The organism is Flavobacterium sp. KACC 22763 (assembly GCF_028736155.1).
Lineage (GTDB): Bacteria > Bacteroidota > Bacteroidia > Flavobacteriales > Flavobacteriaceae > Flavobacterium.
The window spans coordinates 2,251,099-2,274,341 of sequence record NZ_CP117879.1; the positions used below are offsets into that span (position 1 = coordinate 2,251,099).

Sequence of the window (23,243 nt, forward strand, 5' to 3'; positions counted from 1 at the left end):
TCCAATCTCTCCTGCAAGGTTTCCAAAACCTTGTAGGTATGTAATTTATAAAAACAACTAATTTAAACCTACAAGGTTTTGAAAACCTTGCAGGAAATAAAAAAAACATAAAACATGGAACAAACATTAAGATGGTTCGGACCAAATGATCCTGTTTCTTTACAAGATATCAAACAAACCGGAGCGACCGGAATTGTAACGGCTTTACACCATATTCCAAACGGAGAGGTTTGGAGCATTGACGAAATCATTAAACGAAAAGTTGAAATCGAACACGAAAACGGTGATCCTAAAAAAGGTGCTTCTGGATTGACTTGGTCGGTTGTAGAAAGTATTCCGGTTCACGAAGACATTAAAAAACAGACTGGAAATTATCTTCAATATATTGAAAATTATAAAGAAAGCATTCGCAATTTGGCTTTGTGTGGCATTAAATGCGTTTGCTACAACTTTATGCCTGTTTTAGATTGGTCAAGAACAGATTTGTCTTATACAGTTGAAGACGGTTCAAAAGCTTTACGTTTTGATATCAATGCTTTTGCTGCTTTTGAATTGTTTATTTTGAAAAGACCAGGCGCAGAAAACGAATATTCTGAAGAACAGAAACAAAAGGCAAAAAGCTATTTTGAAGCCATGACTCCAGAAGATAAAATTAAATTGCAACAGAACATTCTGGCTGGACTTCCGGGTGCCGAAGAAGCTTATACAGTGGAAGATTTCTTGGTAACCTTAAGTGCTTATAATCATATTGATAGACAAGCATTAAAGAACAATTTATTTCACTTTTTAAAAGAAATTATTCCAGTTGCTGAAAGCAAGGGCGTATTGATGGCGATTCATCCAGACGATCCTCCTTACCCAATTTTAGGTTTACCAAGAGTGGTAAGTACTGAAGAAGATTTGATGGAATTAATGAATGCTGCTCCTTCTCCATCAAACGGATTTACAATGTGTACAGGTTCTTACGGTGTTCGTGCTGATAATGATCTGCCTGGAATTGTAAGACGTCACGGTGATAAAATGAATTTTATTCACTTGAGAAGCACACAACGCGATGAAGAAGGAAGCTTTTACGAAGCAAATCATTTAGAAGGCGATGTGGATATGTACGAAGTTGTAAAAGCAATTTTGGAAGTTGAAAAAAGAAACAACAGCACTTTGCCAATGCGCCCTGATCACGGACATCAAATGCTGGACGATTTAAAGAAAAAAACAAATCCGGGGTATTCTGCAATTGGCCGTTTAAGAGGCTTAGCAGAACTACGCGGACTTGAAATAGGGATCAAACGATCCTTGTAAAAATTCACCGCAAAGTCGCAAGGAACGCAAAGTTTAATTTTCCTTGAGTACTTTGCGCCTTTGCGGTGAAAAAAAAACTAACTAACCACAAAAACCACAAAACCATGATTCGCCAAGCCATTCTTATATCCTGTGGCTTTTTTATAAACTCAATACTGGCGCAGGAAATACCCAAAATTTTAACTTCAAAAACCTATTATCTGCCTGATTTCAGTTATGCAGGATATCGCTTTGGCGAAAGTCAGATTCCTGACGCTAACGGTAAAGTTATAAATGCAGCAGATTTTGGCGTAAAAGCCAATGATAATTTAGACGATTCAAAAGCACTTTTAAAAGCTTTTAAAGCCGCGAATGCTGTTGAAGGCAATGTAATTCTGCAATTACCTGCAGGGCGCATTATTCTAAGTGAAATTCTTTATATCGAAAGAAGCAATTTTGTACTTCGCGGTGCTGGTTCTAACGAAAACGGAACTGAAATCTATTGCCCAAGACCTATGATGTATCTTAAAGATTCTGATGTTTTGGCTGAACTTCGCGAATACCTTACCACATTTGATAAAAGACAACGTGAACCAGAAAATAATATAGATCTTCCTTTTTCGCAATACGCATGGTCAGGCGGTTTTATTTGGACTCAGATTCCGGGTGAACGCGTAAAATCGTATTTGGATAAATACGAACCAGAATCTAATCCGTTGGCGAAAGTTAGTTCGGGAAAAATGGGCGAACATATTATCACGGTTTCTGATGTAAAAGGACTAAAAGTTGGTGATGTTGTCGAATTACAATTGTTTAATAAAGATGGTGAAAATGGCGAGATCATCAAAGATTTATATCAGGGAGCTAAAGTAAAACCCGGTTCGCATCATTGGAAATTTCCAAAACTTCCAATTGTGAGACAGCAGGTAGAAATCATTAAAATTTCTGGTTCAAAAATCACTTTAAAAACGCCTTTGACAATTTCAATAAAATCAAGTTATCAGGCGCAATTGGTAGAATGGAAACATTTAAACGAAGTCGGAATCGAACATCTTCGCTTTACTTTTCCAGATATTCCGAGAGTTGCACATCACGTTGAACCTGGAAATAATGGTATTTTCCTGACTCGTCTTTTTAACAGTTGGGTTAAAGACATTAAAATCACCAATGCCGATAGCGGTATTCTTGCGGAAGAAGTTTCTAATGTAACCATTCAGGATATTACAACAGATGGACCGCATTTAGCGCACTACACCGTAACTTTAGGTGGCGTGCACAATATTTTGGTTAAGAATCTGAAAATCTATAATTCGGCCGTTCATCCTTTAAGTTTCAACACTTTTGCTACTAAAAATGTGTATCAGAACTGCGAAATTTTTACAGATCCGGTTTTAGATCAACATTCAGGAGCCAATCATCAAAATCTATTTGACAATATTACGGTTCACTTAAAAGCTGATAAAAATAATAGTTATGCCTTATTTGGCGGCGGAGGAGCCGATTACTGGAAACCTTCTCACGGACCTTTCAGTACGTTTTGGAATTTAAATGTTCAGGTTGAGAATCCAGATCAATCAAAACCAGTTTTGTTGTACGGAATGAAAGATGGCGCTTTTGCCAGAATCATTGGTGTTCACGGAAATGCAAAATTTGAAATTAAATACGATGTCGATCCATATATTGAACTTTTGAATAAGCCGATTGAAAAAATTCCGTCTCTTTACGATTATCAATTAAATAAACGTTTGAAAAAATAAATTTAAACAGATAGAAACATAGTTTTTAGGAACGTAAAAAGGCATTTCACTTGCATAAACAATCATAAGGTTTGCGTGAAGCTATGTGTGAAAAACTAGTTTTTTTTTTATAATATCTTTTTTATAAAAAGAAAAAATCTATGTTTCTATGTGTTTAAAAATTAATCTCCCAAAGTCGCTAAGACGCAAAGAGAAAATTTAAAAAACTTTGCGACTCTGCGACTTTGCGAGAAACTCAATTCACAACATAAATCTGTGCGCTATGAAACTTAAAATAGCTGTTTTATTATTTGTCTTTGTTTTCGGGAATTTGTTTTCCCAAAATAAATATCGTCTTAAAAATTTCTCTACGACAGACGGTCTTTCGCAGAGTTCTGTCATTGCCATTCATCAGGATAAATTTGGACAAATGTGGTTTGGCACACGTGATGGTCTGAATAAATATGATGGAAGCCGTTTTACGATTTTTAGGAATGATGCCGCAGATAAATATTCGATCAGCAACAATGATATTTTAGCCATTGAAGAAGACAACGTGGGAAAAATCTGGGTGGGAACTTATAATGGTTTAAACTGTTACGATCCTGTTTCTAATCGTTTTACGAGATATCTTCATACCAAAACGAATCATACGATAAGTAATAATGCTGTTTGGAGCATAAGAGAAATTGGCGGTGAAATGTGGTTTGGAACTTCAAAAGGATTAACGATTTACAATAAAAAAACAGGATCGTTTACATCGGTTTTTCATTCAGATGATGATGCTTCTACTCTTCCGAGCAATAATATTCTCAGCATTTTAAAAACCAAAGAAGGTGAAATCTGGATTGGAACAACTAAAGGTTTATGCAAGCTCACAAATCGAATGAACGGAAAATTATTCTTTAAAAATTATCCGTTAAACACAACTGATTTATTGAACGTTCAATCGGTTATTGAAGATAAAGACGGTAGTTTGTGGATTGGAACAAAAAACAAAGGACTTTTAAAATTTGACCAAAAACAGAAAGCTTTTGTTTCTTTTTTACCAGCTGAAAAATACCGCGAAATCAATACCGACATTCGTTCTTTAGTTATAGACCAACAAGGTTCTTTATGGGTGGGAGCTTATGACGGAATTTATATTTTAGGAAAAGATAAAAGTCTTCAGAAAATCAATAATAGTAATAATGCAAACGGAATCGACAAAGTAAAGTCGGTTTTTATGGATAAAAAAGGTTCAATTTGGATTGGCTGCTATTATAAAGGTGTAAATCTTTGGGATGTTTCTAATGTTAATTTCTCTAATTATAATCAGAATTCGAAAAAGATTCCGATGAGTTTTGATGTCGTGAGTTCGATCATTGCCGATAAAAACCAGAACATTTATTTTGGAACTGAAGGCGGCGGAATTACAATTTATAATAGAAATAATGAATCTCTAAGTTATATTAACAGCAAAACTGGACAAACCAATAAAAATGACATTAAAGCAATGTGCTTATCTGACGATCATATTTTATGGATTGGCACTTTTTCTAAAGGATTATCTGCTTACAATACCATTTTTAAAAGAATTGAAGATGATAGAATTTCTTCAGATTTAAGTGAATTGCTAAAAGATAGTGGCGTTTATGCCCTTAAAACCGAAGGTTCGATTTTATGGATTGGAACTTTCGGAAAAGGTTTAATTCGCTATAATACAATCAGTAAAACTTTTGATGCTATTGGAAATGACAATACCAAACCCGTTTTCCTTACCAACAATATTCTTCGTACGATTTTAGTCGATAAACAAAACTTTCTCTGGGTTGGAACTCAAAATGGTTTAAATCGTATTCCGCTCAAAAATTTTAATCCGCAGAAATATGCTATTCAGCATTTCTTCTACGATCATTCGACTTTATCGGGCGCTGATATTCTGACTTTATTTCAGGATTCTCAAAACAAAATTTGGGTAGGAACAAAAGCAAAAGGACTGCATTATTTTGATGGAAAAAAATTCAATCCAATCAATCTTAGAATCGGAAACACAGTCATTACTTCTATCCATTCCATTTTAGAAGATGACGATAAAAACCTTTGGATCAGCACCAATCAAGGAATTATAAAATACAATACCATTAAAAAAACGGTTGCTATTTATGATCAGAAAGATGGTTTGGCAAGCAATGAATTCAATGATAATTCGGCTTTAAGATTAAGTTCAAATCAGTTTTATTTTGGAAGTCCGTCGGGAGCAACATTTTTTGATGCTACCAAAATTTCCTTAAACAAATATGCGCCACAGGTTTTAATAACCGATTTGAAAATTAAAAACGAAACGGTCCACGCACATGATAAAGAAGGTATTTTGGAACAAAGTATTGGTTTTACCAAAACGATTACTTTGGATTATGACAAGGCCAATTTCTCGATCAGTTTTGCGATTCCGAATTACATTCGATCTAAAAACAACCAATATAGTTATCGTTTAACAGGTTTAGAAAACAACTGGACAACAACTAAAAACAGCGAAGTCAATTTTGCGATTCAGAATCCGGGAACTTATACTTTTGAAGTTCGTGGCGCCAACAATGATGGCGTTTGGAATCAGAATCCAACCACTTTAACCGTAATCGTAAATCCTGCTCCGTGGCGCAGTATATGGGCATTTATGCTTTATGGAATCGTGATTGGATTAGGTTTATACGGTTTGATCTGGATTATGAAATCTAAAGCTCGATTGAAGCAAAAGCTTGAATTGGAATATCTGGAAACACAGCGAATTGAAGAAAACAATAAACTAAAACTGGATTTCTTTACCAATATTTCGCATGAATTCAGAACGCCTTTGACTTTGATTTTAGGTCCATTACAGCAAATTTTAGCCGATTATAACGGAACTAACGAAATGTACAAAAAGCTTCTGGTAATTGAAGGAAGCGCGAATCATTTGTTGAGTCTGATTAACCGATTAATGGATTTCAGAAAACTCGAAAATCATCAAGTTGCACTAGAATCGGCAAACGGAAACATTGTAAAATTCACCAAAGAAATCTTTCTTTCATTTATTGAATATGCCAAAGACGGCGGTTACGACTATTCTTTCGAAACTGAAAACGAAGAAATCTTGGTTTATTTTGACCGTTACAAACTCGAACGTGTATTTTACAACTTGATTTCGAATGCTTTTAGATATACTCCAAAAGGCGGTTCGATTAAGATTAAAATCAATCATGATCAGCAGAATCTGTTTATTGCTGTTGAAGATTCGGGCGTTGGAATTGCAGAAGAACATATTGATAAAATTTTTGATTTGTTTTTTGAAGTTCCAACTCATAATCAAGTTCAGAAAAACTATAATAAAGGAACTGGAATTGGGCTTTCAATCGTAAAAAATATTGTTGAACTTCATAAAGGAAAAATCGATGTTACCAATAAACCAACTGGCGGAGTTGTTTTTAAAGTGACTTTACCGCTTGGGCGCGAACATCTTTTGGACAGAGAAATTATTCCTGATTTTAAAATCAGTGACGACATTGAACAATATCAAGCGCAATTGGAGCCTTCGGAAGTTGTCGAAAATGAAGACATCGAAGATTTAATTGTAAATGAAGAAAAACAAACAATATTGATTGTTGAAGATCATAAAGTCTTGAGAAAGTTCATGAAAAACCTTCTCAAAAAAGATTACAACATTATTGAGGCTGAAAATGGTAAAATTGCTTTGGAAAAAGCGTTGAAATTTGTTCCCAATTTGATTATTAGTGACGTTATTATGCCCGAAATGGTTGGTACTGAATTGTGTTCTAAAATAAAGGAAAACATCAAAACCAGCCATATTCCAGTTATTTTATTGACTTCGAGATCTTCATTGGTTTACAAATTTGAAGGATTGGAAAGCGGCGCCGATGATTACATTAGCAAACCATTCAATTTAATGGAATTCAGACTTCGCGTTAAAAACCTTCTGAACACTACAGAACGCTTAAAAATCAAGTTTTCAAGCGAAGACAGTTTTATTCCGTCAGAAATCACAGTTTCTTCATTGGATGAAGAATTATTGAAAAAAGCATTCAAAATTGTAGAAGAAAACATTTCAAACGAACAATTTGATATTCCGTTTTTCTGTTCTGAATTGGGTGTCAGCAGAACCATGCTGTTTCTAAAAATTAAAGCGTGGACCAATTGCACGCCAAACGAATTTATTCATGAAATTAGATTAAAACGTGCGGCTCAATTATTAGAACAAAACAAATTGACCGTTTCTGAAATCAGTTATAAAGTCGGTTTCAACAATCCGAAATACTTTAGCAAATGCTTCCAGAAAAAGTATGGCGAGACTCCATCTCAATATGCCGACAAATTTTACAAATCTTCGGTCGTAATTTAGCGAATCCACTGTTTTAAAGGGTTAAAAAAGGGTATCTGTATTTTTAGATACCCTTTTTTGTATTTCTATATCGTTTTCGGCGCATACATTTGCGATATGAAAATCAAAAAAACGAGCTACTTATTGCTGCAAATTTTATTTGTCATTCTAATCATCGGAATGAGTCTATTGTTTTTTTACTTAATCTAACTTATTAACCCTAAAACCAAAAAATGAATGTTTACAAACCAAACAAACAAATCGTTTAAATGGTGTTTACTAGTATCTTTTTTACTGATAAATATCGTGATGCACGCACAAGAACGAAAAGTGACTGGAAAAATAACTTCTAGTGAAGATTTACTTGGACTTCCTGGTGCTAATGTCTATATCAAAAATTCTTCTGTAGGTGCTTCTGCCGATATGGACGGGAATTATACTGTGATTGTAGGAGAGAAAAATGCTGTTTTAGTTTTCAATTTCGTCGGATTTCAAACTGTTGAAATTCCAGTTGGAACGAAAAGTGTTATCAATGTAAGTTTAAAACCAGATACAAAAGCACTAGACGAAGTTATTGTAGTAGGTTACGGAACTCGTAAAAAGAGCGATATAACAGGATCTGTATCTTCTGTTACAGCAAAAGAGCTTACCGCTTATCCTGTTTTAAGTGCAGAGCAAGCTTTACAAGGTCGTGCAGCTGGGGTTTCGGTAATGTCTAATAATGGTGGCGAACCTGGTGCTCCAACTAAAATTAGAGTTCGTGGAGGAACTTCTATCAATGCCAGCGGAGATGCACTTATTGTTGTTGACGGTTTTGCAGGTGTTTCTATGCCAGCTCCTCAGGACATTGCTTCTATTGAGGTTTTAAAAGATGCGTCGGCTACTGCCATTTACGGATCAAGAGGTTCAAACGGAGTTATTATGGTAACAACCAAAAAAGGAAAAGCCGGAAAACCTGTAATTGAGTTCAGTAACTCGACTTCTGTTCAATCGGTAAACAACAAATTGCATCTTTTGAATGCCGATCAGTTTGCGGCTTACAGAAAAAGTTTTACTACTCACACGCAAGGTCCAGCAAATACAGATTGGCAAGATGTAATTTATCGTGACGGAATGATTTCTAATACGCAGTTGTCTTTCTCTGGCGGATCTGATAATGTGAGATATTATGTTTCTGGAACATACTTTAATCAAAATGGTGTGGTTATTAATTCAGGAATTGACAGATACACGATCGTAGGAAATCTTGAGGCCGATTTATCTCCAAAATTTAAAGTGGGTTTAAATACTTTTACAAGCAAACAAAACAAAGAAGGAATTGTGAGCCAAACTAGCGCCGGAGGAACTGGTGCTGCGGGTGTAATTGCATCAGCTTACCGTTTTATGCCAGATAAAGGAATCTACAATGCCGATGGTTCTTATACGACAACAGCTCCAATTGGTGATGATATTGACAATCCGTATGCAACAGCAATGGAAAACATCTTAGAAATCGTTTCTGTAACAAACCGAAACAATTTCTTTGCCCAATACCAAATCACAAAAGATCTTGATTTTAAAACTACTTTAGGTTTAACTGATAGTAATTCGCAAACAGGAAGATTTATTCCTTCAACTTTAATTGCTGGTAAAAACATCAAAGGAGAAGCTTCTGTAAACAATACAAGATTTTCTTCTTTCCTGACAGAGAATTATTTGACTTTCAAACGTGAAATTATCGATAAAGGAATTTTGACGGTTCTTGGAGGATATTCATACCAAAAAAACAAAAACGAAAATTCGTATGCGGCTTCAAGAGGATTCTTAACAAATACAAACTCTTACAGAAATCTAGGTGCTGGAACTGTTTTCTTAAAACCTGATTCTGGTTTATCTGAAACGGAATTAATCTCTGCTTTCGGAAGGTTGAATTTTGATTATGCGGACAAATATTTACTAACGTTTACAGCAAGACGAGATGGTTCTTCAAGTTTTAGTAAAAACTATAAATACGGAACTTTCCCTTCTGGTGCAATTGGATGGAACATTAGTAAAGAGAATTTCTTAAAAGATAATAAAACAGTTTCAAACTTAAAATTAAGAGCGAGTTATGGAGCAACAGGAAATCCTTCAATTGGTGCCTACTCTACTCTTTCTAGATTCTCTGAAATCTATTATGTAAGCGGAGACGTGATTACCAATGCGGTTCAGTTAACTTCATTAGATAATCCAAATTTAAAATGGGAAACGTCTTATCAGCAGGATTACGGAATTGATTTAGGTTTATTTGATAACAGAATCAGCATTACAGCAGATTATTATAAAACGATTACTAAAGATTTATTGTTTAACAGACCGCTTCCAGGAATTTCTGGAATTGCTTCTCAGCTTCAAAACGTGGGTGAGTTGGAAAATAAAGGATGGGAATTGGCTATTAATACCCGAAACTTTATTGGTGCAGATTTTACTTGGTCGACAAACTTTAATATTTCTTCAAACAAAAACAAAGTATTAAAATTGGCGGATAATAAAGATCTTTTAATCAATTCAGCTCCGGGACATTTCTTGGCAACTGAATCGCAAATTTTGAGAGTTGGACAGCCCGTTGGTTCTTTCTTCGGATTTATTTACGATGGTGTAATTCAGCAGGGAGAAACTGTTGTGCCAGGAAACTTTGAAACAGCTCCGGGTGGCGAAAAATTCAGAGATGTAAATGGAGACGGAAAATTAGATTCTCAAGATAAAACGATTATCGGAAACCCGAATCCAGATTTCATCTTCGGATTCAACAATGATTTCACCTATAAAAATCTTGATTTGAATATCTTCTTTCAAGGTTCAGAAGGCGGTCAAATCTTAAACTATACTTTGATGGAATTGGCTTCTGGAAATAACAACGCTACAACTGAAGTTTTAGATGCTTGGACACCAACTCATACTGATACTAATGTTCCTGCAAATGCGGCGAGAACCAAAAGAATCACTTCAAGATTTGTTTATGATGGAAGCTACATTCGTCTAAAAAACATCTCTTTAGGATATAGTTTAGATGAAAAAATTGTTTCTAAAATGGGATTAAGCAAAGTTCGTTTTTACATCAGTGCTCAAAACCTTTGGACGATTACAGATTATCCAGGTACAGATCCAGAAACGAACTACTTAAACGATTCAAATGCTAGAAGTAATACTTATCTAGGATTAGATTACGGAGGATATCCAAACGTAAGAACGTTTACCGCAGGATTCAATTTAAAATTTTAATCTAATAACCTCTTTGGATTTAATAATGAAACACATAGAAACATAGATTTTATGTGTTTAGTAAAGAATACCAAAAGAAACATGGTTTCTAACACATAGCTTTCTATGTGTGTTATAGATAAGTGAAACGCCTTTTTAAGAGTTTTAAACCTATGCTTCTATGTGTTAAAATTAATTACATCCAATTAGCTCTAATAAAAATACTATGAAAAAATATATAGCTCTTCTTTGCTTAGGAACAATGACTTTTTTCAGCTGTTCTGATCTAGAAGAAAAACCAGTAGGGATTATTCGTCCAGATAACTTTTTCAATAATACAGACGATTTGCAAGCTGCTGTAAACGGAGCTTTTGCCAACATTGCCCACAACAATTATTGGGGAAGAGAATTTACAATTGCTCTAATGCTTCGCGATGACATGGCCGATATTGGCGATAGAACCACACAAGCTGCGCGTATTGACGTAAACGACATGTCTATGAACGATACAAACGCGCTTGTTGCAAACTTTTGGCCTCAATCATATGTCATTATAACGGCAGCAAATCAGGCCATTGAAGGTGCTAAAAAAACACCAGGTGATCCAGCAAAAGTAAATGCCATTGTGGCGCAGGCATATTTTGCAAGAGCATTTGCCTATTATCATTTAGTGCGCCTTTTTGGAGACATTCCGTATGTTGATTTTGTGGTGAATGATGTATCGCAAGTAAACTCTTTAAGTAAAACCAAAGAAGCAGATGTTTACCCAAAAATCATTGCCGATTTAGAATTTGCCAAACAATGGTTGGATGATAAACCAAAAGTAAAAGCTGTTCCAGGAAAAGGGACTGCTGCAGGTTATTTGGCTTCTGTTTACTTGACTTTAGGAAATTTTCAAAAAGCATACGATGAAGCAAAATTTGTTATTACCAACGAAGCAAAATTTGGTTTAGGTTTGGATGCTGATTTTCAGGATTTATTCAATGCTACCAAAACAGCTTCATTAAAAGAACCTTTGTTTACAATTGACTTTAATAACTTAACATCTGGAAACTACGGTCAGGATTATACGGCATTTTTCACAGGATCTTTAAAAGATGACAGTTACAGTTATGGACAAGGTTTCTCGGTTGCTGTTCCATCATTAAAAGTATTCAATACTTGGGATCAGAGAGATTATAGAAGAGCGGTAAGTTTTGATACGATTATCAGAAAAAAAACAGGTCCAGGCGGATCGCTTCAGGTTTATCCATCGAGCGATAACGAAAAAGCGCCACGTCCGCATATTGCTAAGTATTTCCGTTTTCCGGGTAAAGCTGGAGCTAATGGAAGAACTTCGCAGCACAATTACATTACGATGCGTTTTGCTGAAGTTTTACTGACTGCTGCTGAAGCTTTAAACGAAATTAATCCCGGAACAACTGAGGCTAATGGTTATGTTAACCGTGTTCGTGCAAGAGCGAGAAATAAAGCTGGAAAACTGGTTTCTTTTCCTGCAAACGTAACTCCAGGATTATCTCAAGCTGATTTTAGAAAAATGGTTATTGATGAAAGAAGATTAGAATTGGCGTTTGAATATGTGAGATGGTATGACATTAAAAGATTGAAAATCGGACCAGAAGTGTTTGGTCCAAATGGTTTAGAACCGCATGCTAATTTTGATCCAAATAGAGATTATTTATGGCCTTTGCCAGGAACAGAATTGGCTATTAATCCGAATTTAAAGCCAAATAACCCTGGTTATTAATTTAGCACAATTAGTATTGAACACGGATGAAACGGATTCTTTTAAGTCACGCATAATTGGTTTCCCGCAGATTTAACAGATTGAGCAGATTGAATTAAAAATATTTTTTAATCTGCGGGAAAGAAAAAAATCTGTCAAATCTGCCAAATCTGCGAGAGAAAAAAAATCTGTGTAACAAGTACATTCGCAATAGCGAATCCGTAAAATCTGTGTCTAACATTTTAGTATAGAAACTAAAAATAAAGATTAATTAGTAATATGAATAAAATTAGTTTCATTTTAATCCTTGGGTTTGCATCGCTTGCAACAGCGTGCAAATCTGGGGTTAATCCTCAAACAAAAAGCACAACGGCGGCAAATAATTTACTTGAAACACGTTACAAAATGTTGCTCGATTATCCTGTAGATTCTATGTCGATGCCAAGAAGCATGAATGTAAAAACTCTTGAGATTCGCAAAGTTCCGTCTAGAGATTGGACAAGCGGATTCTTCTCTGGAAACCTTTGGCAATTGTACCGATTAACAGGCGATTCAAAATTTAAAGAACAAGCTCAAAAATGGACTCCTTTCAGCAAAAAAGAAAGTGTCAACAGTAATTCGCATGACGTAGGTTTTAAAGTGTTTTGCAGTTTTGGAGAAGCGCTGAAAGTGGAAAACAAGAAAGAATACGAAGCGGTAATTGTTAAAGGTGCCGAAACTTTATGCACAAGGTTTAATCCAAAAGTGGGTTCCATTCGCTCATGGGATTTCAACAAAGAAATTTGGGATTATCCAGTAATCATTGATAATATGATGAATCTGGAATTGTTATTTGAAGCGTCAAAAATATCTGGAAATCCAAAATACCGTGACGTTGCTATCAAACATGCCAATACCACTTTAAAAAATCAGTTTAGAGCAGACAATTCGTGTTATCACGTTATCGATTATAATCCAACAACTGGCGAAGTTAGAAAGAAAACGACGCTTCAAGGATACGACGATGATTCTGTTTGGGCGCGTGGTCAAGGATGGGCAGTTTACGGATTTACTATGTCTTATCGCTATACAAAAGATCCAGCCTATTTAAAACAAGCCGAAGCGACTGCAAAGTTTTTTATGACGAATAAAAATCTGCCTGAAGACGGAATTCCGTATTGGGATTTTAAAGATCCTAGCATTCCAAATTCGGCAAGAGATGTTTCTGCTGCGATGGTTATGGCTTCTGCTTTATACGAATTGTACGGTTATACAAAAAATAATAGTTATTTGGCTTTCGCCGATAAACTGATGGCTTCTGTACAGACGGATAAATATATTTTAGATGCTAAAATTAAAGCGCCTTTCTTATTCGATCACAGCACAGGAAACTGGCCGAAACATGACGAAATTGACGAACCAATAATTTACGCCGATTATTATTTTTTGGAGGCATTAATAAAGGCGCAAAGGCTCAAAGGTTCAAAGTAACAAAGGTTTTGAATCTTTAAACCCTTTGAGCCAGAAAAACCTTTGAACCTTTGTAACCATGAACCTTTGTAACTATGAATAAAACGAATAAAACTTTTTCAATTTTTGCGCTTTTTGTTTTGTTTCAAATTTGTCTGAGCAGCAGTTTTGCTCAGACAAAGATGAACATTAATGACAACTGGCTTTATTTAGAAAATGACACTCAAAAATTAAGTGAAGCGCAGAAAGCATCCAACTGGACTTCTTTAAACTTACCACATACTTGGAACGCAGAAGATGCAACCGATTTATATCCAGGATACAGACGAGATGCTAGCTGGTATCAAAAGAAATTAAATATTCCCCAAATCGACAAAAACCGCGTTTATTCTTTATACTTTGAAGGTTCGAATGTAACTACAAATGTATATGTAAACGGAAAAGAAGCCGGATCGCATATTGGCGGCTACATTGGATTTTCTATTGATATTACCAATTTTATTAAAGAAGGAAACAACGATATTTTTGTTCGTGTTGATAATAGTTATGATATTGAAATTATTCCGTCTCAAAAAAGTGATTTCTTTATTTATGGTGGAATCACACGCGATGTCTGGCTGGTTTCGAAATACAAAAATCATATTGAGAATTTAAAAATTACAACTCCAGAGGTTTCGGCTAAAAAAGCTTCTGTACAGATTGTTTCTTCTTTTGTAAATCCTGATAATTCAAAGGATTTATCTTTAACAGTAACGCTTAAAAATCCGAAAGGAAAAAAAGTAGTTAGCAAAACAATTCCGGTTACCGACAAAACTTCAACCATCACTTTTGAAAACATTAAAAACCCAGAACTTTGGGATACCGAAAAACCAAATTTATATAGACTTTCTGCTGTTTTATCAGAAAAAAATCAAATTAGAGATAGCGTTTCCGAAAAAGTAGGTTTTAGATGGTTTGAGTTTAAAGATCATGGCCCTTTTTATCTGAATGGAAAACGCTTATTGATTCGCGGAACACATCGTCATGAAGAACAAGCTGGAGTCGGCGCTGCCATGAGCAACGAACAGCATTGGGCAGATATGAAATCGATTAAAGAAATGGGTGCTAATTTTGTTCGTTTAGCACATTATCCGCAAGATCCTGAGATTTACAAAGCTTGCGACGAACTCGGACTTTTAGTTTGGGATGAACTTCCTTGGTGTCGCGGCGGAATTGGAAATGACGTTTGGAAAACGAATACCAAAAACATGTTGGCGGAAATTATCAATCAAAATTATAATCATCCAAGTATTATCATTTGGTCTTTAGGGAACGAAATCAATTGGCTTCCTGATTTTCCTGACGGAGATAATGCTGATAAAACCAATGTCTTTTTAAGTGAATTAAATGATATCGCTCATAAACTAGATCCAACCAGAAAAACGGCAATTAGAAAATATTATGAAGGATCTCATATTGTAGATGTCTTCTCTCCTTCTATCTGGTCGGGCTGGTATTCTGGAAGTTACAAAAGCTACCAAAAAGCAATTGATGTTTATAAAAAAGAATATAAACATTTTATTCATGCCGAATACGGTGGAGACAGCCATGTTGGGCGTCATAGCGAAAACCCTGTAACGGGTGAAAATGTTATAAAAGCCGAAGGCTGGGAAGAAGCTATTGTGCAGACCAAAGTTGCCAACATTGCACAAATTGGCGATTGGAGCGAAAACTATATAGTTGATCTGTTTGACTGGCATTTGCATATATCCGAGAATGATCCATCGTTTGTGGGAAATATTCAATGGGCATTCAAGGATTTTGCAACGCCTTTGCGACCAGAAGACGATATTCCGTACATGAACCAGAAAGGATTAACAGACCGAAACGGAGTTCCGAAAGATGCCTACTATGTTTTTAAAAGCTATTGGGCAAAAGAACCTTTCACTTACATCGAATCGCATACTTGGACAGAACGCCAAGGACCTGAAAACACACCGAGAACAATCAGTGTTTTCAGCAATTGCGACAAAGTGACTTTTTTTCACAACGGAAAATCGTTAGGAGAAAAACAGCGAAATCTTGCTGTGTATCCAGCAAATGGTTTAACTTGGGATGTCAATTTTAAAAAAGGTGAAAACATCCTGATTGCCATTGGTAAAAGTAAAGATGGTAAAACGGTTTCTGATACATTGAAAGTCAATTATCGTTTCAATAAAAACGATACAGCTTCTTCACTGCAATTATCATCGGAAAAACTGAAAAACGGTAATTATCTGGTTACGGCAATTGCAATCGACAACAATAATTTACGCTGTTTAGACTATGAAGCCAGTGTTTATTTTCAATGTTTAAAAGGAGGAAAAACTTTAAAAAATCAAGGAACGCCAACGGGCAGCGAATCTATTAAAATGGCAAACGGAAAAGCTTCTATCGAAGTTATTCCTGATGGTTCTGGAAAACCGATTGAAATGACGGCTTTGAATCAGAGCTTTAAGGGAGAATATTTGAAGATTCCAGTTGAGTAAAAAAGGTACTAAGTTGCTAAGGGACTAAGATGCTAAGTTTTATTGTTTCACGCAGATTTAAAAAAATTTAAGCAGATCAAAATTAAATCTGCTCAATCTGCAAAATCTGCGTGAAACAAAATCATTTTAGTCCTTATAATCTGTGGCTATAAATAAAGTATTCATTCCAAAAAAATACAATTACAAAACAAATTAATACAAAAAATGAAAAAACTATTAACCGCACTACTCCTAAGCTCTTCCGTTTTGGCGTCTGCGCAAAATCTAATCTCGAATGTACCAAACCGAAACATCACTTCGTTAAACGGAGTTTGGAATTATATTATAGATCCATATCAAACAGGTTTTTACAGTTTTCACCTTGACCAATACGACAAAAGTGAAAAACCAGCAAAAGGAGCTTTTTTTACCAATTACCATGCTCAAAACAAACAGGAACTGGTAGAATATGATTTTGATAAATCGCCTACAATCAATATTCCCGGCGATTGGAATTCGCAGGTTACAGAACTGAAATATTATGAGGGGAATGTTTGGTTTAAAAAGTCTTTCGATTACAATCTAGTAACTAATAAACGTCTGTTTTTATATTTAGGAGCTATCAACTACAAAGCTGATGTTTATTTAAACGGAAAAAAACTAGGAACTCACGAAGGCGGTTTCACTCCATTTAATTACGAAGTCACTTCGATTGTAAAACCAACAGGAAATTATTTGGTCATCAAAGTTGATAATACACGTCATAAAGAAGATGTTCCGACTGTAAATACCGATTGGTGGAATTATGGCGGCATCACGCGCGATGTGACTTTAATTGAGGAAGAATCCTCTTTTGTAGAAGATTATAATATTCAGCTGAAAAAAGGCAATGCAAATGTGATTTCTGGGTTTATTAAAATCAATAATTTGGATGCATCAAAAAATCAGGTTTCAATTTCTATTCCTGAATTAAAAATCAACTACAAAGGAAAAGCGGATAATAACGGAATTTTAAGCTTCGAAATCCCTGCGAAAAAGGTCTCGTATTGGTCACCAGAAAATCCGAAATTATATGATGTTACGATTGACTTTAATGGAAAAAAGTTAAACGATCAAATTGGTTTTAGAACGATCGAAACAAAAGAAGATAAAATTCTGTTGAACGGAAAACCAGTCTTCTTACGCGGAATTTCGATTCACGAAGAAAATGCAAAAGGTGGGCGCGCAAATTCTCAAGAAGATGCTTTGCGTTTATTAAACTGGGCAAAAGAATTAGGTTGTAATTATGTTCGTCTGGCGCATTATCCACATAACGAGAACATGGTTAGAGAAGCTGATAAATTAGGTTTAATGGTTTGGGAAGAAATTCCGGTTTACTGGACAGTTGAATTTAAAAATGAAAATACATATAAAAATGCTCAAGATCAATTAACTGCTGCTATTACAAGAGATAAAAATAGAGCTAGTATTGTGATTTGGTCTATGGCAAATGAAACTCCAATTTCTGAAGCTAGAAATACTTTCATTAAAAATTTAGCATCTCACACCAGATCATTAGACAATACTAGATTAATTAGCGCTGCTTTATTAACCAAAAAAGAAACTATTGATGATCCTATTGGAGAAGTTTTGGATGTTGTGGCTTTCAATCAATATTTGGGCTGGTATGGCGGAAACTTGGAAGATGCTGAGAAAATAACATGGAAATCTAAATACAACAAACCAGTTTTCGTTTCTGAATTCGGTGGTGATGCCAAAGCTGGATTTCACGGGGAGAAAAACGAACGCTGGACAGAGGAATATCAAGAATACTTATACATTCAGAACTTAAAAATGATTGAAAAGATTCCTCACTTAAGCGGAACAAGTCCGTGGATTTTGGTTGATTTCAGATCGCCAAAAAGATTGCTTCCAGGTATTCAGGACGGTTACAATCGTAAAGGTTTAATTTCAAATGATGGTGAAAAGAAAAAGGCGTTTTATATTATGCAGGATTGGTACGCTAAAAAGAAAAACGAATATTAAAAATTATTTTCACACAACGTTAATCTGTAGAGACGCACTGCAGTGCGTCTACGCAACGATGGTTACAATACGTTAGACGCACTGCAGTGCGTCTCTACGGAAAATTGGATCGGAAATAAAATTATCTTGTCAAAACTGTTACCAATTCATTAACAAAAAACAGGTGCCAAATTATATGATTTTTCTTCATTATTAATTTACTTTGTAGTTAATCTAAAAATTGTAAACCATGAAAAAATTCTATTTACTAGCAGTTACTTTGTTTGCTGCTTTTACAGTTCAGGCTCAAGACATCGTAAAATTTGCTCCTCTTGATGCAAGTCCAGTTGATATTTCGTATTTCCCAAACAAAGCGGTGAAATTCAAGAAAACAGACAATCCTAATCCGGTTGTTAAAGTGCTTTACGCAAGACCTTCTGTAAAAGGAAGAACTATTTTTGGTGACGTTGTAAAGTTTGGTGAAGTTTGGAGAGTTGGTGCTAATGAAAACACAGAAGTTAAATTCTACAAAGATGTAACAATTGGCGGAAAAAAAATTGCCGCAGGCACATACAGTTTATTTGCTATTCCTGAAAAAGACAAATGGACTATTATCATCAACAAAGAACTTGATTTATGGGGTTCTTATGCTTATGATGAAAGTAAAGATGTGGTAAGAGTTTCAGTTCCTGTAAAACCAGTTTCTACTGTTATCGAAGCTTTATCTATTGCATTTACAGCTCAAGGTAATGTAGCAAATCTTGTTATTGGATGGGATAAAACAACTGTTGAGTTGCCAATTACGATAAAATAAGTTTTAATGATATATGCCACAAAGGCACAAAGTCGCAAAGTTTTTTTAAGCTTTGCGACTTTTTTTTTGCTACGAATTACACGAATTTTCACAAATTTAAATTATCAATTGGAAGAAAGAATTAGTGCAAATTCGTGTAATTCGTGGCTATAAAAATCATTTTTAATCCTCTTTAATCTGTGGCTAAAAATTTAAACGACAGTTTCTATAATTTTATCCAACGTAATTGGTAAATCTCTAACACGTTTTCCGGTTGCATTGAAAACAGCATTTGCAATTGCAGGCGCCATTCCGACCAAAGCTGTTTCTCCCAGACCTTTTGTTCCCATTGGGTTGCTGATTGGGTCTTTTTTATTGACGAAGAAAACTTCCTGTTTTTCAATATCAGCATTTACAGGAACGTGATAATCTGCAAAATTGTTATTAATTGGACGCCCAAAACGATGATCGATCTCTAATGCTTCCATTAATCCCATTCCGATTCCTCCTACTGCTCCTCCGAACATTTGTCCTGCAGAAGTTTTCTGGCTTATTACGGTTCCAATATCAGCACAAGAAACCACATGAGCTAATCTTATTTTACCCAAATTCGGGTTCACCAATACTTTTACAAAATGAACCGAAAATGAATAAATTGAATATTTCTTCGCTTCTTCAGCAGCTTTAGAAAGATTTTCCACTTCAAAATCTTCTAATTTATTACTGCTTAAAAGCGCCGCTAAAGTAACCGACTTAGATTTATCTTTTTTAGAAAAAACTGTTCCATTCTCAAAAGTTAAATCTGTTAGAGCGATTCCTTTTAAAGCAGGATTTTTACTTCCTAATTCAATTATTTTATTCAATAATAAATTGCACGCATCATGAACCGCGGAACCAACAGATGAAGTCGTTGCCGAACCACCTTGCGTTGGGCCTTTTGGTAAACCGCTTTTTCCCATTTCGATAATTACATTTTCTGATGGCAAACCTATTACTTCAGCTCCAATAGCAGTCATCATAGTAGCCGTTCCTGGCCCCATATCGTTTACGCTACATTGTAAGACTAAATCGCCATTCGCTAAAAATTTTGCCTTTACAGAAGTTGGGCTTCTATAACAGCCGAAAGTTCCTGTTCCCATTCCGTAACCAACCAACCAGTTTCCTTCTTTCACAGAACCTGGTTCATTTTTACGGTTTTTCCAGCCTATGCGTTCCATTCCGCCTTCGTAACATTCTAAAAGAAATTTACTGCTCCAAGGTTTATTTTGTTCCTGATCTTTTTCTGCATAATTCAGTTTACGGAATTCAATCGGATCTAAGTTTAATTTATATGCCATTTCATCCATTGCACTTTCTAATGCAAAAGAACCTGTCGCCTCGCCTGGTCCGCGCATCCAGATTGGTGTGCAAGTATCTAAAGGCACAATTCTGTAACGTGTCGAAACATTGGCACAATCATAAATAAATCGGGACATGTTTACGGTTCCTTCCATGAAATCTTCATAGCTCGAAGTCATTGCAGCAGCCTCGTGCGTTAAACCTGTCAGTTTTCCATCTTTAGTTGCACCAAGACCCATTTTCTGAATCGTGTAAGGTCTGAAACCAACGTTGGTAAACATTTGCTCACGATGCAAAACTAACTTCACAGGACGATTTAGTTTTTTAGCTCCAATTAAAGCTGCAATTTCATACGGCCAAGTATGCAATCCCATTCCGAATGCACCTCCAAGATATTCGGCATGAACCTCAACATCTTCGACAGGCACTCCAAAAACTCCTGCTACACTTCTACGTGTTCCTTCAACACCTTGACTTTTTGTATATAAAATCGGTTTATTACCGTCCCATTTCGCTATGATGTTTGCCAGTTCCATTGGGTTATGCACTTCGGTTGGAATCGTATATTCGGTTTCTAAAACAACCTCAGCATTTTTATATCCGTCATGTTCACCACGATGGTAATCATTTCCTTTATCGGTTTCTACCTTCTTTTCTTTTTCAGCTGCTTTTTTAAGTTCTGTCGAATGCTCTTCTTTAAGATAATCCGCTTTAATTAAACTTGCTGCATAACGCATACGCTCAAAAGTATCGGCAATAACTAAAGCAATCGGCTGATCGTAATACAAAACCGAATCGTCTTTAAAAATCTGCAGAGGCTGACCAAAATTATGCTTGTCTTTTGCTTTTTCGTAGCCAGCAGGTTTATCTACATTCAAATGTGTAATAACCGCCAAAACTCCTGGTGCCCATTCTGCTTTTTTGGTATCAATGGTTTTAATTCTTCCTTTTGCAATAGTGCTTCCAACCAAACAGGCATAAACAACACCTGCCGTTTTATATTCTGCCGAATAAGTTGCTGAACCCGTTACTTTAGCAAATCCGTCAACTCTATTAATATTACTTGTCTTGCTCATAATTTAATTATTTTGATGCTGCTATTGTAAGTGCTTCTGCTACTGCATTCTCTCCAAGCGTTAGTTTAAAATTATTATCACCGAATCCCTTTGCACCTTTCATAGACAAATGGCCTGCTTGTTTAAATAGATCTTCTGAAATTGTTTTCCCTTTCAGGAATTTTTCTGTTTCTGTCAATCTCCAAGGTTTATGTGCCACACCGCCCATAGCCAATCTGACATCATTTATAGTATTATCTTTTATATCTAAAGCCGCAGCAACAGATACCAATGCAAAAGCATAACTCGTCCTGTCACGAACTTTTAGATAATGAACATTTTTAGTAAAATTATTATCTGGAATTTCAACAGCAGTGATCAATTCTCTACTGTCTAGCGTATTGTCTTTTTCAGGCGTATTTCCTGGAAGTCTATGAAAATCGGTGAAATCAATTTCTCGCTTTCCTTTTGGTCCTTCTACCAAAACCTTCGCGTCAAGTGCTGCCAAAGCCACACACATATCACTTGGGTGAACCGCAATGCAACTGTCCGAAGTTCCAAAAACTGCTGCCATTCTATTAGAACCGCCAATCGCACCGCATCCACTTTTTGGAACACGTTTGTTGCAAGGCATATCGGTATTATAATAATAAGAACATCTTGTTTTCTGCAACATATTTCCTCCAACAGTTGCCATGTGCCTAATCTGTTGAGAAGCTCCAGCTGCTAAGGCTAATGCCAACAAAGGATATTTTTCTTTTATAGAAACATCTTCGGCAACCTGACTGTTTTTTGCCAAAGCACCAATCGAAACTTTTCCTTTTAAGAACTCTATTTTCTTTAAGTCTAATCCGTTAATGTCAACCAATTTATCTGGAGCAACGATGTTCTTCTTCATTAAATCGACCAGATTCGTTCCTCCCGCAATAAACATAGAAGAATTATCTTTAGCTTTTCCCGTAACTGCCGACGAAGAAGACAGCGCTTTAATTATCTGAAAGTTTTTCATATCTCCTTTCCTCCTTCCTTCACTTCAGTTATCGCGTCAACAATGTTATGATAAGCACCACATCTACAAATGTTACCGCTCATATATTCACTAATTTCTTCTCTACTATTGGCATGACCTTCTTTGATACAAGCAATTCCCGACATGATTTGTCCCGGTGTGCAATAGCCACACTGAAAACCGTCGTGTTTGATAAAAGCTTCCTGCATTGGGTGCAGTTTTTTTCCTTTCGAAAGTCCTTCGATTGTAGTGACTTGTGCGTTTTGCTGCATCGTTGCCAAAGACAGACACGACAAAATTCTGGTTCCATTTACGTGAACTGTACACGCACCACATTGTCCGTGATCGCAGCCTTTTTTAGTTCCTGTAAGCTGTAATTGTTCGCGAAGCAAATCCAATAAAGTTGTTCTTGGTTCAATATTAAGATTATGTTTTGTGCCATTTACTTCAATAGAAAGCGGTACTGTTTCTAAATATTCCGCTATTTTTTCATCCCATTTCTTATCTGAAGCCATAACCAATGAAGGTGGCGTCAGGGCAAGAGCGGTAAAAAGTCCTGATTTCTTTATAAAGTCACGACGGGAACTAGCATCTTCCGGTGTTACTTTATCCTGATTTGTTTTTTTAGAAGCCATTCAATCTATTTGTTAAATTAGCAAATTCGCTTTTGTCATTCTAACAAATTTAGCGATCTTATGTAAGAAAAAATTATAAAATTCAAACATTACTCTTATTTAGAATAATTTCAATTTTGTTTTTTTAACCGCAAAGGCGCAAAGGGTTTTCGCAAAGTTCG

The 23,243-nt window shown here is 35.7% G+C and carries 12 protein-coding genes; 9 read left to right on the plus strand and 3 right to left on the minus strand.

The annotated features are described in order from the left end of the window. The first annotated feature begins 114 nt into the window (after positions 1–114). The 9 genes from uxuA (at position 115) to PQ463_RS09215 (ending at position 19,066) form a co-directional block, all read left to right on the plus strand. On the plus strand, positions 115–1,299 hold the full coding sequence (gene uxuA / locus PQ463_RS09175) for a mannonate dehydratase (RefSeq protein WP_274257453.1): 1,185 nt from the start codon (positions 115–117) through the stop codon (positions 1,297–1,299). 104 nt (positions 1,300–1,403) lie between these two features. Continuing rightward, positions 1,404–3,035 (plus strand): DUF4955 domain-containing protein, encoded by a 1,632-nt coding sequence (locus tag PQ463_RS09180; protein ID WP_274257455.1) that lies wholly within the window; start codon positions 1,404–1,406, stop codon positions 3,033–3,035. Between the two features lie 262 nt (positions 3,036–3,297). Beyond that, the gene (locus PQ463_RS09185; protein WP_274257458.1) at positions 3,298–7,389 is read left to right on the plus strand and encodes a two-component regulator propeller domain-containing protein; all 4,092 of its coding nucleotides are present in this window, start codon (positions 3,298–3,300) and stop codon (positions 7,387–7,389) included. Between the two features lie 216 nt (positions 7,390–7,605). Then, complete coding sequence (locus PQ463_RS09190) at positions 7,606–10,608, plus strand: SusC/RagA family TonB-linked outer membrane protein (protein ID WP_274257460.1); 3,003 nt, start codon at positions 7,606–7,608, stop codon at positions 10,606–10,608. Between the two features lie 205 nt (positions 10,609–10,813). Continuing rightward, positions 10,814–12,334 (plus strand): RagB/SusD family nutrient uptake outer membrane protein, encoded by a 1,521-nt coding sequence (locus PQ463_RS09195; RefSeq protein WP_274257462.1) that lies wholly within the window; start codon positions 10,814–10,816, stop codon positions 12,332–12,334. A 258-nt stretch (positions 12,335–12,592) separates the two neighbouring features. Continuing rightward, positions 12,593–13,783: a glycoside hydrolase family 88 protein gene (locus PQ463_RS09200; protein ID WP_274257464.1), complete on the plus strand. Its 1,191-nt coding sequence runs from the start codon at positions 12,593–12,595 to the stop codon at positions 13,781–13,783. A 74-nt stretch (positions 13,784–13,857) separates the two neighbouring features. Continuing rightward, entirely contained in the window at positions 13,858–16,269 is a 2,412-nt protein-coding gene (locus PQ463_RS09205; RefSeq protein ID WP_274257466.1) for a glycoside hydrolase family 2 protein, read from the plus strand. Between the two features lie 204 nt (positions 16,270–16,473). After that, entirely contained in the window at positions 16,474–18,273 is a 1,800-nt protein-coding gene (locus tag PQ463_RS09210; protein ID WP_274257468.1) for a glycoside hydrolase family 2 protein, read from the plus strand. Positions 18,274–18,502: 229 nt separating this feature from the next. Then, on the plus strand, positions 18,503–19,066 hold the full coding sequence (locus PQ463_RS09215; RefSeq protein ID WP_274257470.1) for a DUF2911 domain-containing protein: 564 nt from the start codon (positions 18,503–18,505) through the stop codon (positions 19,064–19,066). A gap of 191 nt (positions 19,067–19,257) precedes the next feature. Here the strand turns inward: PQ463_RS09215 and PQ463_RS09220 are convergent, their stop codons facing one another. The 3 genes from PQ463_RS09220 to PQ463_RS09230 are packed head-to-tail and all read right to left on the minus strand — an operon-like array spanning position 19,258 to position 23,082. After that, positions 19,258–21,459 (minus strand): xanthine dehydrogenase family protein molybdopterin-binding subunit, encoded by a 2,202-nt coding sequence (locus PQ463_RS09220; protein ID WP_274257472.1) that lies wholly within the window; start codon positions 21,457–21,459, stop codon positions 19,258–19,260. Positions 21,460–21,466: 7 nt separating this feature from the next. Next, a complete protein-coding gene (locus PQ463_RS09225) occupies positions 21,467–22,447 on the minus strand; it encodes an FAD binding domain-containing protein (protein ID WP_274257474.1) in 981 nt (326 codons plus the stop codon). After that, entirely contained in the window at positions 22,444–23,082 is a 639-nt protein-coding gene (locus PQ463_RS09230; protein WP_274257475.1) for a 2Fe-2S iron-sulfur cluster-binding protein, read from the minus strand. Before PQ463_RS09230 ends, PQ463_RS09225 begins: the two co-directional genes overlap by 4 nt. Positions 23,083–23,243 lie beyond the last annotated feature (161 nt).

Excerpts from the sequence above, each read along its gene's own strand:
- PQ463_RS09215 (WP_274257470.1), top strand. The coding sequence starts at position 18,503 with ATGAAAAAATTCTATTTACTAGCAGTTACTTTGTTTGCTGCTTTTACA.
- PQ463_RS09180 (WP_274257455.1), top strand. The coding sequence starts at position 1,404 with ATGATTCGCCAAGCCATTCTTATATCCTGTGGCTTTTTTATAAACTCA.
- PQ463_RS09225 (WP_274257474.1), bottom strand. The coding sequence starts at position 22,447 with ATGAAAAACTTTCAGATAATTAAAGCGCTGTCTTCTTCGTCGGCAGTT.
- uxuA (WP_274257453.1), top strand. The coding sequence starts at position 115 with ATGGAACAAACATTAAGATGGTTCGGACCAAATGATCCTGTTTCTTTA.
- PQ463_RS09200 (WP_274257464.1), top strand. The coding sequence starts at position 12,593 with ATGAATAAAATTAGTTTCATTTTAATCCTTGGGTTTGCATCGCTTGCA.
- PQ463_RS09230 (WP_274257475.1), bottom strand. The coding sequence starts at position 23,082 with ATGGCTTCTAAAAAAACAAATCAGGATAAAGTAACACCGGAAGATGCT.
- PQ463_RS09190 (WP_274257460.1), top strand. The coding sequence starts at position 7,606 with ATGTTTACAAACCAAACAAACAAATCGTTTAAATGGTGTTTACTAGTA.
- PQ463_RS09195 (WP_274257462.1), top strand. The coding sequence starts at position 10,814 with ATGAAAAAATATATAGCTCTTCTTTGCTTAGGAACAATGACTTTTTTC.
- PQ463_RS09205 (WP_274257466.1), top strand. The coding sequence starts at position 13,858 with ATGAATAAAACGAATAAAACTTTTTCAATTTTTGCGCTTTTTGTTTTG.
- PQ463_RS09210 (WP_274257468.1), top strand. The coding sequence starts at position 16,474 with ATGAAAAAACTATTAACCGCACTACTCCTAAGCTCTTCCGTTTTGGCG.
- PQ463_RS09185 (WP_274257458.1), top strand. The coding sequence starts at position 3,298 with ATGAAACTTAAAATAGCTGTTTTATTATTTGTCTTTGTTTTCGGGAAT.
- PQ463_RS09220 (WP_274257472.1), bottom strand. The coding sequence starts at position 21,459 with ATGAGCAAGACAAGTAATATTAATAGAGTTGACGGATTTGCTAAAGTA.